The sequence below is a fragment of the Ralstonia sp. SA306 genome (genome assembly GCF_054792405.1).
In genome coordinates this window covers 102,772-114,901 of sequence record NZ_CP096452.1, presented here as the reverse complement: position 1 = coordinate 114,901, position 12,130 = coordinate 102,772, and the positions used below count along the sequence as shown (strand labels likewise).

The window sequence follows — 12,130 nt, the reverse complement described above, 5'->3', positions numbered from 1 at the left end:
TTCCTTCAAGCCGTTCAACCGAGGTGCGCGGCAATCGCCTCGCCCACCTGCGTGGTGTTGGCGGTGCCGCCCAGGTCTGGCGTGCGGGGGCCTTCCTTCAACACGGTCTCGATGGCCGCGACGATGGCGTCGTGCGCGGCGCGCCCTTCGCCCTGGCCTTCGGTCAGGAAGTCCAGCATCAGCGCCGCCGACCAGATCATCGCGATCGGGTTGGCGATGTTCTTGCCGTAGATGTCCGGCGCGGAGCCGTGCACCGGCTCGAACAGCGACGGGAACGTGCGATCGGGGTTCAGGTTGGCGGAAGGTGCCAGGCCAATCGTGCCAGTCGTCGCGGGGCCAAGATCGGACAGGATGTCGCCGAACAGGTTGGTGGCAGCCACCACATCGAAGCGACCCGGCTGCAGCACGAAGCGGGCGGTCAGGATGTCGATGTGCTGCTTGTCGAGCGTGACATCGGGGTAGCTTTGCGCGACTTCATCCGCGCGCTTGTCCCACCACGGCATGCTGATGGCGATGCCGTTGCTCTTGGTGGCAAGCGTCACATGCTTGCGCTCCCGGCTCTGGGCAAGGTCGAAGGCGAACTTCAGCAGCCGCTCCGCGCCCTTGCGCGAGTAGACCGATTCCTGGATGACGATCTCGCGGTCGGTGCCTTCGTACATGATGCCGCCGAGCGACGTGTATTCGCCTTCGGTGTTCTCGCGCACGACGTAGTAATCGATGTCGCCCGGCTTGCGATTGGCCAGTGGGCACGGTACGCCTTCAAACAGACGCACGGGGCGCAGGTTGATGTACTGGTCGAATTCGCGGCGGAACTTGAGCAGCGAGCCCCACAGCGAGACGTGATCGGGCACCGTAGCCGGCCAGCCGACCGCGCCGAACAGGATGGCGTCCATGCCATGCAGTCGCTGCTTCCAGTCATCCGGCATCATCGTGCCGTGCTGCTGGTAGTAATCACAACTGGCCCAGTCGATGTGCTGGGTTTCGAGGCCGATGCCGAAGCGGCGTGCGGCCGCTTCGAGCACGCGCAGGCCTTCGGGCATCACTTCGCGGCCGATGCCGTCGCCGGGGATCACGGCGATCCGGTAGGTCTTGCGGGTCATGTCAGGTCCGGTAGAAAGAGGAAGAAGAATCAGGCACCTTGCGGCGCGATGAACTCACGGGCGAGCTTGCGGGCGCCGTTGGCGAACATCAGGATATCAACGCCAGTGGCGACGAAGGTGCAGCCCAGCTCCAGATAGTGACGTGCCAGCGCAGCATCGGACGTCAACGTGCCGGCGGCCTTGCCCGACGCAACAATCGTGCGCACGGCGTTGTCGATGGCAGCCTGCACATCCGGGTGGCCTGCATTGCCACGGTGGCCCATCGACGCTGCCAGATCCGCCGGGCCGATAAACACGCCGTCCACGCCATCCACATTGCAGATGGCTTCAAGGTTTTGCAGCGCGGTAACGGTCTCCGCCTGGACGAGCAGGCAGGCTTCGTCATCGGCAACCTGCAGGTAATCGGTGCGGGCGCTCCAACGCGATGCGCGGCCCACTGCACTGCCCACGCCGCGAATACCGCGCGGGGGATAGCGCACCGCGCGCACGAGTTCGCGCGCCTCGTCCGCCGTGTCGACCATCGGCACGAGCAGCGTGCGCGCGCCAATGTCGAGCAGGCGCTTGATGAGCGACGGATCGCCGTTGTACGGGCGCACGATGGGCTCGGCGCGGTACGGCGCTACGGCCTGCAGTTGCGCGAGGATCGTGCGCACGTCGTTCGGGGCGTGCTCGCTGTCGATCAGCAGCCAGTCGAAGCCGGCGGTGGCGCTTACCTCCGCCAGGTACGGATCGCTCATCGCCAGCCAGAAGCCGATCTGGCGTTGCCTGGCGGCCAGCGCGGCCTTGAAACTGTTCGGGCGGTCAAGCGCGGGCGTTTGCATTGCGTTGGTCATGCGAATGGAGTGTTTCAGAAGTGGGCTCGAAGCTGATGGGTTCCACCTTGCCGAGCAGGAAAAGGTAATTCAGGATCGCCAAGCCGATCAGCGCGGCGGAAAACACCAGCGCCGGAATGAACGAGCCCGTGGCACCCACGATGGCGCCGGTGACGATCGGGCCGACCACGCCGCCCATGTTCGACACGCTGTTCTGCAGGCCCGCCACCATCGACACGTTGTTGCCCGGTGCCACGTCCGCCGGCAGCGCCCACACCTGCGACGCCGCCACGGTCGTGCCCGACTTGGCGATGCACAGCAGGATGACCGCAACCACCGCCGATTGCGCGAACGCGGCCAGCCCGATGCTCGATGCCATCACCAGCCCGATCACCAGGAAGAGCTTGCGCGTGGCCGTGAGCGAAAGCTTGCCCGACGCATACACGCGGTCTGACGCCCAGCCTGCAAACACCTCCACAAACATCGACACGAACAGCGGCAGCGACGCCATGAAGCCCATCTCCATCAGTCCCATGCCGCGTTCCTTGACGAGGTACGTCGGCAGCCATGTGATGAAGAAGTACGAGTTGTAGTTGATCATGAAGAAGCCGATGCACATCGCCCAGATGTTCCGGTGCGTGAGCAGCTTCGTCCAGGGCACCTTGGGTTCATCCTTGCTACGGGCCGGCGGCAGGCCGCGTTGGATGTGGGCCAGCTCGGCGGCGTTCACGCCCTTGTGCGCTTCGGGCGTTTCCTTGAACACCGCCCACCACACCACCGCCCACACGATGCCCAGCGCGCCCGTCACCGCAAAGGTGATCTTCCAATCGAACATCACCAGCAGCCACGCGATGAGCGGCAAGGCGACAGCGCTACCCAGCTTGGAACCGCTGTCGAAAATGGCCGCCACCGTGGCGCGTTCCTGCTTGGGAAACCAGCGCCCCGTAATGCCCGCGCTGCTGGGGTACGCACCCGCCTCCCCGATGCCCAACGCCACACGCAGGCCCACCAGCGACTTGAAGCCGTTGGCCAAGCCCGTCAACGCCGTCGCAACGGACCACCACAGCACCGCAAACCCGAGCACCTTCTTCTGCCCCAAACGGTCGGCCAGAATGCCCGCCGGCAACTGCAGCAGCGCATACGACCAGAAGAACGCCGACATGACGACGCCCATTTCCACCGCGCTCAGGTGGAATTCTTTCTGGATGTGCGGCGCGGCGGCCGACAGCACGGTACGGTCGATGTAGTTGATGGCAATCGCCGCCCACATGAGGCCGGCGACGACCCAACGCACTTTGGAGCGCGGGCCGCCTTGTGATGTGTCCTGCATGGTTTGTCTCCTGTTTTGTAATAGGTGATGCGTGCCTTCGAGTCGAGGCGCTAACTCACGATGCCCATGTGCCAGGGCACGAATTCATGGTCTCCAAGACCGAGCAGCTCGCTCTTGGTGCGCTCGCCCGAGGCGGTGCGCAGGATGTGTTCGAAGATGTCCTGGCCCATCTCTTCCACCGAACGTTCGCCGTCGAGAATGCGGCCGCAGTTGATGTCCATGTCTTCTTCAAGCCGGCGGAACATGGGCGTGTTGCTGGCGAGCTTGATCGTCGGGGCGGGCTTGGAGCCGAACATCGAACCGCGCCCCGTGGTGAAGCAGATGAGGTTGGCGCCGCTGGCAATCTGGCCCGTCACGGCAACGGGGTCGTAGCCAGGGGAATCCATGAAGACGAAGCCGGTGCGGTCAATGGGCTCGGCGTATTCGTACACGGCCTGCAGGGGCGTGGTGCCGCCCTTCATGGCCGAGCCGAGTGATTTTTCGAAGATGTTGGCCAGGCCGCCCTGCTGGTTGCCGGGGCCCACCACGCCGTTGAACTGGCCGTTATGGCCGCGCGTGTAGTTCTCCCACCAGGCGAGCCGATCAAGCAGCTTCTGGCCGACTTCCGGCGACACCGCACGGCGCGTGAGCATGGTTTCCACGCCGTGGATCTCTGGCGTTTCCGACAGGATGGCCGTGCCGCCGTGGCGCACCAGCAAATCCATCGCGGCACCCAGCGCCGGGTTGGCGGTAATGCCCGAGAAACCATCAGAGCCGCCGCACTCCAGGCCGATCTTGATATGACTGGCCGATACCGGGCGACGCACGATGGCGTTGGCCGCCGGCAGCATCTTCTGGATGGCGGCGATGCCCCCCTCGATGGTGGCGCGCGTACCGCCGGTGTCCTGCATCACGAGCGTGTGCATCAGCTTGCCGGTTTCCAGGCCTTGGCTTGTCATCAGATCTGCCACCTGGTTGCGCTCGCAGCCCAGGCCGACGATCAGCACACCCGCCAGGTTTGGATGCCGCGCATAGCCCGCCAGCGTGCGGCGCAGCACATCGAAATGCTCGGATGGCGACGACATCCCGCAGCCGCTCGTCTGCGCAAATGCCACCACGCCATCCACATTGGGAAACGGCGCCAGGCGCTCCGGCGTGAACCACGCCGCAATGTTCTTGATAACGGTGGAAGAGCAGTTGACCGACGCGAGGATGCCGATGAAGTTGCGCGTGGCCACACGGCCGTCGGGGCGGACGATGCCATTGAACGTTGCGCGCTGCGCCTCTGGGATGTAATCGACCGGGCGCACATCCAGGCCAAAGCCGGGGTCGCGCGCATAGTCGATCAGCTCCACGTTGTGCGTATGAACATGCTCGCCCGCTTCGATATCGCGCGCTGCCCGGCCAATGATCGTGTCGTACTTGCGGATGAATTCGCCCTGCGCGATCCGCCGCGCGGCGATCTTGTGGCCGGCCGGCACCTGCGCGCGCAGGCGCACCGCGGTGCCGTTAATCGACAGGTTCGCCCCAAGCGACAGCCCTTCGCGCGCAATCAGCACGTTGTCTGCCGCGTTCAGCTGAATCAGCGGCCCAGCGTACGTTGGGGTTGCCTGCAACATCCTTTGCTCCTCCGGGCTGTCTTCTGGTGCAGCCGTCGTCTATCGTCAGTTTTGATGTTACCGGTTTATGTAACCGGTAACATTGGCGCAATCGTAGTCGGGTTTTGCGATAATTGCTAGCCCCTTCGTTCCCCTGTGTTTCCCTAATCGGCCTCTCGATCACGTGACCAAGTCCCCCGCCGTGTCCCTCTTAGAAACCGCACCCGCCGCCGCACGCCGCGCGCGCAAGAACACCGGGCGCGTCACATTGAGCGACCTTGCCAAGCTGGTGGGCGTGACCAAGGTGACGGTGTCACGCGCGCTGAACACGCCAGAGCTGGTATCGAGCGACACGCTGGAACGCGTGCGCGCAGCGGTACGGCAGACGGGCTATACGCCGGACCTGGTGGCCGGATCACTGGCGTCCAACCGCAGCCGGTTGATCGTCGCGCTCATCCCCACGATTGCGGGCAGCGTGTTCCAGGAAACGGTGGCGGCACTCACCACGGAACTCGCGGCGGCGGGCTATCAATTGCTCATCGGCCAGAGCGGCTATGACGAATCACGCGAAGACGCGCTGCTCGACGCCATCGTCGGGCGGCGGCCTGCGGGCATCGTGCTGACCGGCGTGGTGCATTCGGCCAGCGTGCGGCAGAAGCTGCAAGCCGCCGGCGTGCCGGTGGTGGAAACGTGGGACATCACGCGCAACCCGCTGGACATGCTGGTGGGCTTCTCGCACCAGAAGGTGGGGCAAGCGGCAGCGCGCTATCTGAAGCAGCGCGGCGCAAAGCGCCCTGCCGTCGTCACGCCCAGCGACCGCCGCGCGCAGGCACGCGCGCAAGCCTTCGTGAAGGCGTTCGGCCCGGATGTCGACATTCCCGTGATTGCCGCTGAATCCCCTGCCAACCTGGGCGATGGCCGGCGTGCGCTGGGCGAATTGCTCGCGCAGCATCCGGACACCGACGCCATCTTCTGCGGCGCCGACATCCTCGCGCTCGGGGTGTTGATGGAAGCGGAACACCGCGGCGTTGCGGTGCCCGCACAGATTCGCGTGGTCGGCTACGGCGACCAGGTGTTCGCCAAGGACACCACGCCTGCCCTCACCACAATCCGCATCGACGGCACGGGCATTGGCAAGCTGGCGGCAACGTTGCTCATCGATCGCATCGAGCACGGCGACGAAGAACGCCGCACGGTCGACGTGGGCTTCACACTCGTTGAGCGCGACAGCGCGTAGCGCTCAGGCTGACACCGCTTCCGCATCGAGCGGAAACACAGGCCGCTGCACCTTCGCAAACGGAAAGCGCGCGTAGTCCGAACTCGTTACGCCGCCGCCGTCGCACTCCACCACGGCTTTTGCGATGGGCACGAACACGGGCCGGCAATACATGCGCGACTTCAGCAGAACGAAGCGCGCGGCATGCGGGTCCACGCCGATGTGCGTAAAGATACCGAGGTCCCAATGCTCCTGCGGCGTCTCGGTGACGACCACCTGCGCCGCGCCAATGTCCAGCAGCGCCGTGCGCCCCATGCGGATGCGCTGCCCGGTGTAGGTCGGCCCCGTGATCGTGTATTCACCGTCGCTGATGGCGGCGACCTTGCCCGTCAGCGCGCGCGGCACCGGGTAGATGCCCAGCTGCGCAAGCGGCACCTTGTCGCCCACCGGCAGCGTGACGGTGGCGCCAACGCCGGCCTCGATCATTGCGGCGACGGCCTCGGGGTCGCACACAGGCCCGACGGCGATGTCACTCAATCCTTGCTTCAACGCTTCGTGCAGGACGTGCATGTCGTCGCACGTGCCGCCGGACATGCAGTTGTCGCCGTGGTCGAGCAGCAGCACGGGGCCGCTGCCCGGCGCGTCCGCCAACTTGGCTGCGCGGTCGACCGATTCACTCAGCGGTTCGGAGCGGTAGACGAACCCTTCGCGGTCGGCCCAGATGGCATCAGCAATGCGTTGCGCCGCAGCGTCGGCAGCGTGCTTGTCGCCGTTGCCGACCACCACGATGGAAAGGCACGGCGCGGAAATGTCCGCCAATCCGAATCCGGCCAGGATCGACACGGCCAGCATGCCGTCCTGCTCCGCCTGCTTGGCCAGCGCCACGGCGCGGTGCATCGCGCCTTCATCGGTGCGGCTGCGCAGCGTGTGCGTGACCAGCGGCAAGCGGCGCCACGCGAGCACGGGGTTCGCGCGGCCGGCCAGCTTGTCGAACAGCAGGCGCCCTGCATGCTCCCCGGTTTCATACATGTCGACGTGCGGATACGTCTTGAAGCTGACCGCGATGTCGGCCAGGTCAATGAACTTCTGCGTGAGATTGCCGTGCAAGTCGAGCGCGACGGCAATCGGCACGTCGGGCACGACCGCGCGCAAGCGTTCGAGCAAGTCACCCTCGCCGTCGTCGCTGTTCTCGGCGACCATCGCGCCGTGCAGGTCGAGCAGCAGCGCGTCGCACCCCGGCGCAGCCGCGACAATCGCGTCGCACAACGTGGTGTACGCCTGCGCTGCCACGCGCCCGCTAGGGTTCGCACCGGCAACAACGGGCACGACAATTTTCGCGCCGGCCGCCTCGGCCAGATCAATGAACGCACCGGCCGCCGTACGCGTGCCCTTGGCGGCGCGATAGGCGTCAGCGCCGTAGTGCGGGTTGAAAGATGCCAGCGGCGTCGGCACCGGCGAGAACGTATTGGTCTCGTGATTGAAGCGGGCGATCAGGATGCGCATGGGGCGGTCTGGTGGTGGTGTCAAACGCGGCCGGCGGCTTGCAGCATCGCGTGCAGCAGCACGTTGGCCCCGGCTTCGAGATGCTCTGGGCGGGCGTCTTCGATCTCGTTGTGGCTGATGCCGTCCTTGCACGGCACGAAGATCATCGCGGTGGGTGCCACACGGGCAAGGTAGACCGCGTCATGGCCCGCCCCGCTGATGACGTCCATCTCGGACAAGCCCAGCGCACGCGCCCCGCTGCGCACCGCGTCCACAAGCGTCGCGTCGAACGGCTGCGGCGGAAAATAGACCACCTGGCGCAACGCAATGTCGATACCGCTGCGTGCGGCCAACGCCGTCACGGCCTCATGGAGTGCGGCGTCCATGTCGGACAGCATCGCATCGTCGGCGGCACGAAAATCGATCGTCATCGATACGCGGCCTGGGATCACGTTGCGCGAATCCGGGTGCACGCTCAGGCAGCCCACCGTGGCGCGCGCATGGGGTGACCGCTCCCGCGCGATGCGGTTGGCAATGCCGACAAGCTCCGCCGCGGGCAGCAACGCATCGCGGCGCAGCTCCATCGGCGTGGGGCCAGCATGCGCCTCCATGCCAGTCAGAACCACGTCGTACCAGCGCTGGCCCAGCGCGCCAGTCACCACGCCAATCGTCGTGCCGCGCGCTTCGAGCACCGGCCCTTGCTCGATATGCGCCTCGAAGTAGGCGCCGACCTGCCTGCCGCCAACCGGCTCGGCGCCCGCGTAGCCGATGCTGCGCAGCGCCTCGCCCACGGCCACGCCATCGCGGTCCTGCGCGGCCAGCACGGCGGCCAGCGCAAACTCGCCGATGAACGCGCCAGAGCCCATCATCACCGGCACGAAACGCGAGCCCTCTTCGTTGGTCCACACGGCCACTTCGATGGGCGCTTCGGTTTGAATGCCCGCGTCGTTGAGCGTGCGTAAGACCTCGATGCCGGCAAACACGCCGTAGTTGCCGTCGAACTTGCCGCCGGTCGGCTGCGTATCGATATGGCTGCCCGTCATGACCGGCGGCAGCGCATTGTTGCGCCCGGGGCGGCGTGCGAACAGATTGCCGATGGCATCCACGCGCACGGTGCACCCGGCAGCCTTTGCCTGCGCAACAAAGAAATCACGGCCCTGGCGGTCGAGATCCGTCAGCGCCAGGCGCCGCACGCCACCCTTGGGTGTCGCGCCAATGCTGGCCTGCTGCATGAGCGTGTCCCACAGGCGCGCGCCGTTGATACGAAGTTGAGTCTCTGTCGTCATCATTTCTCGCGAGTTCATGCGGCCAGGCCGACGCCGAGGTAACGGTCCTTGACGGCGTCGTCGGTGCGGAAGGCTTCGTTGCTGCCGGTGTAGACCACGCGGCCCTGTTCAATGATCACGTGGCGGTCAGCCAACTGCGTGCAAACCTCCAGGTTCTGCTCGACCAGCAGGATGGACACGCCCGCCTGCTTGATCATCTTCAACTGCGCGACGATCTCTTCGACGATGACGGGCGCCAGGCCCTCCACCGGCTCGTCCAACATCAGCAGGCGCGGGTGGTTCATCAGCGCGCGGCCAATAGCCAGCATCTGCTGTTCGCCACCGGAGAGGTTGGCACCACCGTTGCGCCGCCGCTCGTGCAGGCGCGGGAAGATGCGGTAGATGTCGGCCAGTTGCCACGGAGAATCGCGCCGCGCGCCGAGCTTCAGGTTCTCCTCCACCGTCAGCAGCTTGAAGATGCCGCGATGCTCCGGCACGAGGCACAAACCCTGCGCGGCGATGCGATGCGCCGGCAGTCCGGCAATGTCCTTCCCGCGAAAGCGCACATGCCCGCGCGGCGGCACCACGCCGGCAATCGCCTTGAGCGTGGTCGACTTGCCCGCGCCATTGCGGCCAAGCAGCGTCACCAGTTCTCCCTCGCCCACCGATAGCCCCACGCCCTGCAGCACGTGGCTCTTGCCGTAGTAGCCGTGGAGGTCTGCAACGTCGAGGATCGCCGTCGTTGTCATTTCTTGCCTCCCGTGATCATGTTGCCGAGATACGCGGCACGCACGCGCGGGTCCGCTCTTACGGCATCGGGCGTTCCTTCCATCAGCACCTTGCCCTGCTGCATGACGGTGATGGTGTCGGAGATGTCCATCACGATGTCCATGTTGTGCTCGATCAGCACGACGGTATGGTCCTGCGCCAGGCCGCGGATGAGCGCCTTCATGGCGGGCAGATCGTCCACGCCCATGCCGGAAGTCGGTTCGTCGAGGAAGATCGCGCGCGGGTTGGCGGCCAGTGCCATGCCCACCTCCAGCCGGCGCTGCTGGCCATGCGAGAGTGCGGCGGCCGGCGTATCGGCCAGGCGTGGCAATTCAAGCCGATCAAGCACGCGGTCAACCGTATCGGCGCAGGCCAGCTCGCCCTGCGGCAAGCGCCAGCCGTGCATGGCACGACGCGGCGCGGTACCGAGTGCCGCAAGGCGCAGGTTCTCGCGCACGGAAAGGCTCGGGAACAGGCTCGTCACCTGGAACGAACGTGCAATGCCGCGCTGCACGCGCTGGAAATCGGCCTCGCGCGTCACGTCGTGGCCATCGAAGACGATGGTGCCGCTGGTGATCATGCGTGTGCCCGTGAGCATGTGGAACAGCGTGGTCTTGCCGGCGCCGTTCGGGCCAATCACGGAGTGCACGGTGCCGGGCATCACACGCAGATCGACGCCGCCCAGTGCGGTGAACTTGCCGTATTGCTTGACGATGCCGGTGGCTTGCAGGATGGGCGTGGTGGTCATGCGCGTTCCTCCTGCACCGCCGGTGCATTACGCGTTGCACGCACGCGTTGCCACAGCTTCTGCCCGAGCCCGAACAGCCCGCGCTGCATGAACAGGCTCACCGCAATCAGCAGGAAGCCGAGCAACATCAGCCAGCGCGGCCACAGGCTGGAGAGCCAGTCCGACAGCAGCACGTAGAACGCCGCACCCAGCACTGAGGCAAACACGTTGCCCGTGCCGCCGATGACGGTCATCACCAGAATCATCTCGCTGACGTGGTAGTCGATATTGGCCAGCGGCGCGATGCCCGTGAGCATGGCGTGCAGTGCACCGGCCAACCCGGTCACCGCACCCGAGATGACGAACGCCAGCAGCTTGAACGTACGCACGTTGTAACCGACGGCGAGGGCGCGTTCTTCGTTGTCGCGAATCGCCAGCAGCGTGCGGCCGAATACCGATTCCGTCACGCGCTGCACGAGGAAGAACACAACAAGGAACAGCGCCGCCGCGAACGCATAGAACGCCCAGGGTGAGCCGGCAAACGCCGGGCGCGGAATATCGAGCAGGCCGTTATCCCCGCCCGTGAGCGACGGCGTGGTGTAGGCCAGGAAATAGAACATCTGCGAGAAGGCCAGCGTGAGCATGACGAAGTACGTGCCGCGCTGGCGGATGGCAAACCACCCGACCACCGCCGCCACGATCGCACCGACCACGACGGCCAGAACAAGCGCCACGGGCATCGGCAGCGCCAGTTGCGTGAGGCCGATGCCCACGGCATAGCTGCCCAGCCCGAAGAAGATGCCCTGCCCGAACGACAGCAGCCCCGTGTAGCCGAGCAGCAGGTTGCAGGCCATGACGGCCATCGCGTAGACGAGCACTTCGGTGGCCAACGTGCCGGACGTCAGCACCAGCGGCAGCAACAGCGTCACGCCCAGCGCCAGCCACCAGAAGCGGTAGCGCGAGAGTCCATGGAATGCGGCTTGCATCATCCCCTCCCCAGCAGGCCATGCGGGCGCAGCAGCAGCACAGCCGCCATCGCCACGTAGATCATCAGCCGCGCACCCTCGGGCCACAGCGTGCTCATCAGGCTCTGCACGATGCCGACCAGCAGGCCGCCGACCAGCGCCCCCGCAAAGCTGCCCATGCCGCCCACCACCACCACTACGAAGGCAACGCCGAGGGCCTCTACACCCATGAAGGGCTCCGCACCGCGAATGGGCGCCGCCAGCACACCGGCCACCGCCGCCGTAGCCGCACCCAGTGCGAACATCAGGCTGAACATGCGAAACACGTTGATGCCGAGCAGCGACACCATCTCGGTCGATTCGCTACCCGCGCGCACCGCACTGCCCAGCCGTGTGCCTTCCAGCAGCCACCACAGCCCGAGCGCCAGCACGGCGGTAAAACCGATCACGAAGAGGCGGTATTTCGGATAGACGAAATCGCCCCACATCACCACGCCTTGCAGCGCATCGGGCGCCGGCACATCCACGCCCAGCGGCCCCCACGCCACGATGATGAGTTCCTGCACGACCAGCGCCAGCCCCACGGTGACGACGATGTGGAACTCGTGCGCCTGCGCATACACATGGCGCAGCAGCACCTTCTCCGTCACCCAGGCAAGCGCGCCGATAACGATGGGCGCAAGCACGAGTGCCAGCCAGAAATTCATGCCCATCTGCAGGGCCTGAAAGCAGAGATACGCGCCCAGCGCATAGAACGCGCCGTGGGCGAAATTGACGAAGCGCAACAGCCCGAAGATGATCGACAGCCCCACCGCCAGCAGGAAGTAGAGCATGCCGATCCCCACGCCGTTGACGACCTGGAGCAGGTAGACGTTCATTGCGTTGATC

General features: G+C 65.7%; 11 protein-coding genes. 1 reads left to right on the top strand and 10 read right to left on the bottom strand.

The annotated features are described in order from the left end of the window. Nucleotides 1-14: 14 nt before the first annotated feature. From M1D44_RS17150 to M1D44_RS17135, 4 genes are read right to left on the bottom strand one after another with little or no spacing between them, the layout of a single operon-like run. Nucleotides 15-1,100 carry a tartrate dehydrogenase gene (locus M1D44_RS17150; RefSeq protein WP_316853479.1) on the bottom strand — a complete coding sequence of 362 codons (1,086 nt, stop codon included), beginning with the start codon at nucleotides 1,098-1,100 and terminating at the stop codon, nucleotides 15-17. A 29-nt stretch (nucleotides 1,101-1,129) separates the two neighbouring features. Further along, nucleotides 1,130-1,933, bottom strand: coding sequence for a 4-hydroxy-2-oxoheptanedioate aldolase (gene hpaI / locus M1D44_RS17145; RefSeq protein ID WP_112186862.1), 804 nt, complete (start codon nucleotides 1,931-1,933; stop codon nucleotides 1,130-1,132). After that, complete coding sequence (locus M1D44_RS17140; protein WP_316853478.1) at nucleotides 1,902-3,242, bottom strand: MFS transporter; 1,341 nt, start codon at nucleotides 3,240-3,242, stop codon at nucleotides 1,902-1,904. The genes hpaI and M1D44_RS17140 overlap by 32 nt, the downstream gene beginning before the upstream one ends. 50 nt (nucleotides 3,243-3,292) lie before the next feature. Continuing rightward, nucleotides 3,293-4,840, bottom strand: a complete 1,548-nt coding sequence (locus M1D44_RS17135; RefSeq protein WP_316853477.1) for a UxaA family hydrolase — start codon at nucleotides 4,838-4,840, stop codon at nucleotides 3,293-3,295. A gap of 163 nt (nucleotides 4,841-5,003) precedes the next feature. Here M1D44_RS17135 and M1D44_RS17130 point away from each other — a divergent pair, with 163 nt between their 5' ends. Beyond that, the gene (locus tag M1D44_RS17130) at nucleotides 5,004-6,056 is read left to right on the top strand and encodes a LacI family DNA-binding transcriptional regulator (RefSeq protein ID WP_024977986.1); all 1,053 of its coding nucleotides are present in this window, start codon (nucleotides 5,004-5,006) and stop codon (nucleotides 6,054-6,056) included. Nucleotides 6,057-6,059: 3 nt separating this feature from the next. On the opposite strand, the gene M1D44_RS17125 is transcribed toward M1D44_RS17130, so the two are convergent. The 6 genes from M1D44_RS17125 to M1D44_RS17100 are packed head-to-tail and all read right to left on the bottom strand — an operon-like array spanning nucleotide 6,060 to nucleotide 12,120. Then, nucleotides 6,060-7,538 (bottom strand): M81 family metallopeptidase, encoded by a 1,479-nt coding sequence (locus tag M1D44_RS17125; protein WP_316853476.1) that lies wholly within the window; start codon nucleotides 7,536-7,538, stop codon nucleotides 6,060-6,062. Between the two features lie 20 nt (nucleotides 7,539-7,558). After that, nucleotides 7,559-8,821, bottom strand: coding sequence for a Zn-dependent hydrolase (locus M1D44_RS17120; RefSeq protein ID WP_439007800.1), 1,263 nt, complete (start codon nucleotides 8,819-8,821; stop codon nucleotides 7,559-7,561). Further along, complete coding sequence (locus M1D44_RS17115) at nucleotides 8,818-9,531, bottom strand: ABC transporter ATP-binding protein (protein ID WP_037032086.1); 714 nt, start codon at nucleotides 9,529-9,531, stop codon at nucleotides 8,818-8,820. The genes M1D44_RS17120 and M1D44_RS17115 overlap by 4 nt, the downstream gene beginning before the upstream one ends. Continuing rightward, on the bottom strand, nucleotides 9,528-10,298 hold the full coding sequence (locus tag M1D44_RS17110; RefSeq protein ID WP_024977990.1) for an ABC transporter ATP-binding protein: 771 nt from the start codon (nucleotides 10,296-10,298) through the stop codon (nucleotides 9,528-9,530). Before M1D44_RS17110 ends, M1D44_RS17115 begins: the two co-directional genes overlap by 4 nt. Then, nucleotides 10,295-11,263, bottom strand: coding sequence for a branched-chain amino acid ABC transporter permease (locus M1D44_RS17105; protein ID WP_024977991.1), 969 nt, complete (start codon nucleotides 11,261-11,263; stop codon nucleotides 10,295-10,297). The genes M1D44_RS17110 and M1D44_RS17105 overlap by 4 nt, the downstream gene beginning before the upstream one ends. Next, nucleotides 11,263-12,120 (bottom strand): branched-chain amino acid ABC transporter permease, encoded by an 858-nt coding sequence (locus M1D44_RS17100; RefSeq protein WP_024977992.1) that lies wholly within the window; start codon nucleotides 12,118-12,120, stop codon nucleotides 11,263-11,265. The genes M1D44_RS17105 and M1D44_RS17100 overlap by 1 nt, the downstream gene beginning before the upstream one ends. Nucleotides 12,121-12,130 lie beyond the last annotated feature (10 nt).

Bases quoted from the DNA above. Each gene is read 5' to 3' on its own strand.
- M1D44_RS17150 (WP_316853479.1), bottom strand. From the start codon at position 1,100: ATGACCCGCAAGACCTACCGGATCGCCGTGATCCCCGGCGACGGCATC.
- hpaI (WP_112186862.1), bottom strand. From the start codon at position 1,933: ATGACCAACGCAATGCAAACGCCCGCGCTTGACCGCCCGAACAGTTTC.
- M1D44_RS17140 (WP_316853478.1), bottom strand. From the start codon at position 3,242: ATGCAGGACACATCACAAGGCGGCCCGCGCTCCAAAGTGCGTTGGGTC.
- M1D44_RS17135 (WP_316853477.1), bottom strand. From the start codon at position 4,840: ATGTTGCAGGCAACCCCAACGTACGCTGGGCCGCTGATTCAGCTGAAC.
- M1D44_RS17125 (WP_316853476.1), bottom strand. From the start codon at position 7,538: ATGCGCATCCTGATCGCCCGCTTCAATCACGAGACCAATACGTTCTCG.
- M1D44_RS17120 (WP_439007800.1), bottom strand. From the start codon at position 8,821: ATGAACTCGCGAGAAATGATGACGACAGAGACTCAACTTCGTATCAAC.
- M1D44_RS17115 (WP_037032086.1), bottom strand. From the start codon at position 9,531: ATGACAACGACGGCGATCCTCGACGTTGCAGACCTCCACGGCTACTAC.
- M1D44_RS17110 (WP_024977990.1), bottom strand. From the start codon at position 10,298: ATGACCACCACGCCCATCCTGCAAGCCACCGGCATCGTCAAGCAATAC.
- M1D44_RS17105 (WP_024977991.1), bottom strand. From the start codon at position 11,263: ATGCAAGCCGCATTCCATGGACTCTCGCGCTACCGCTTCTGGTGGCTG.
- M1D44_RS17100 (WP_024977992.1), bottom strand. From the start codon at position 12,120: ATGAACGTCTACCTGCTCCAGGTCGTCAACGGCGTGGGGATCGGCATG.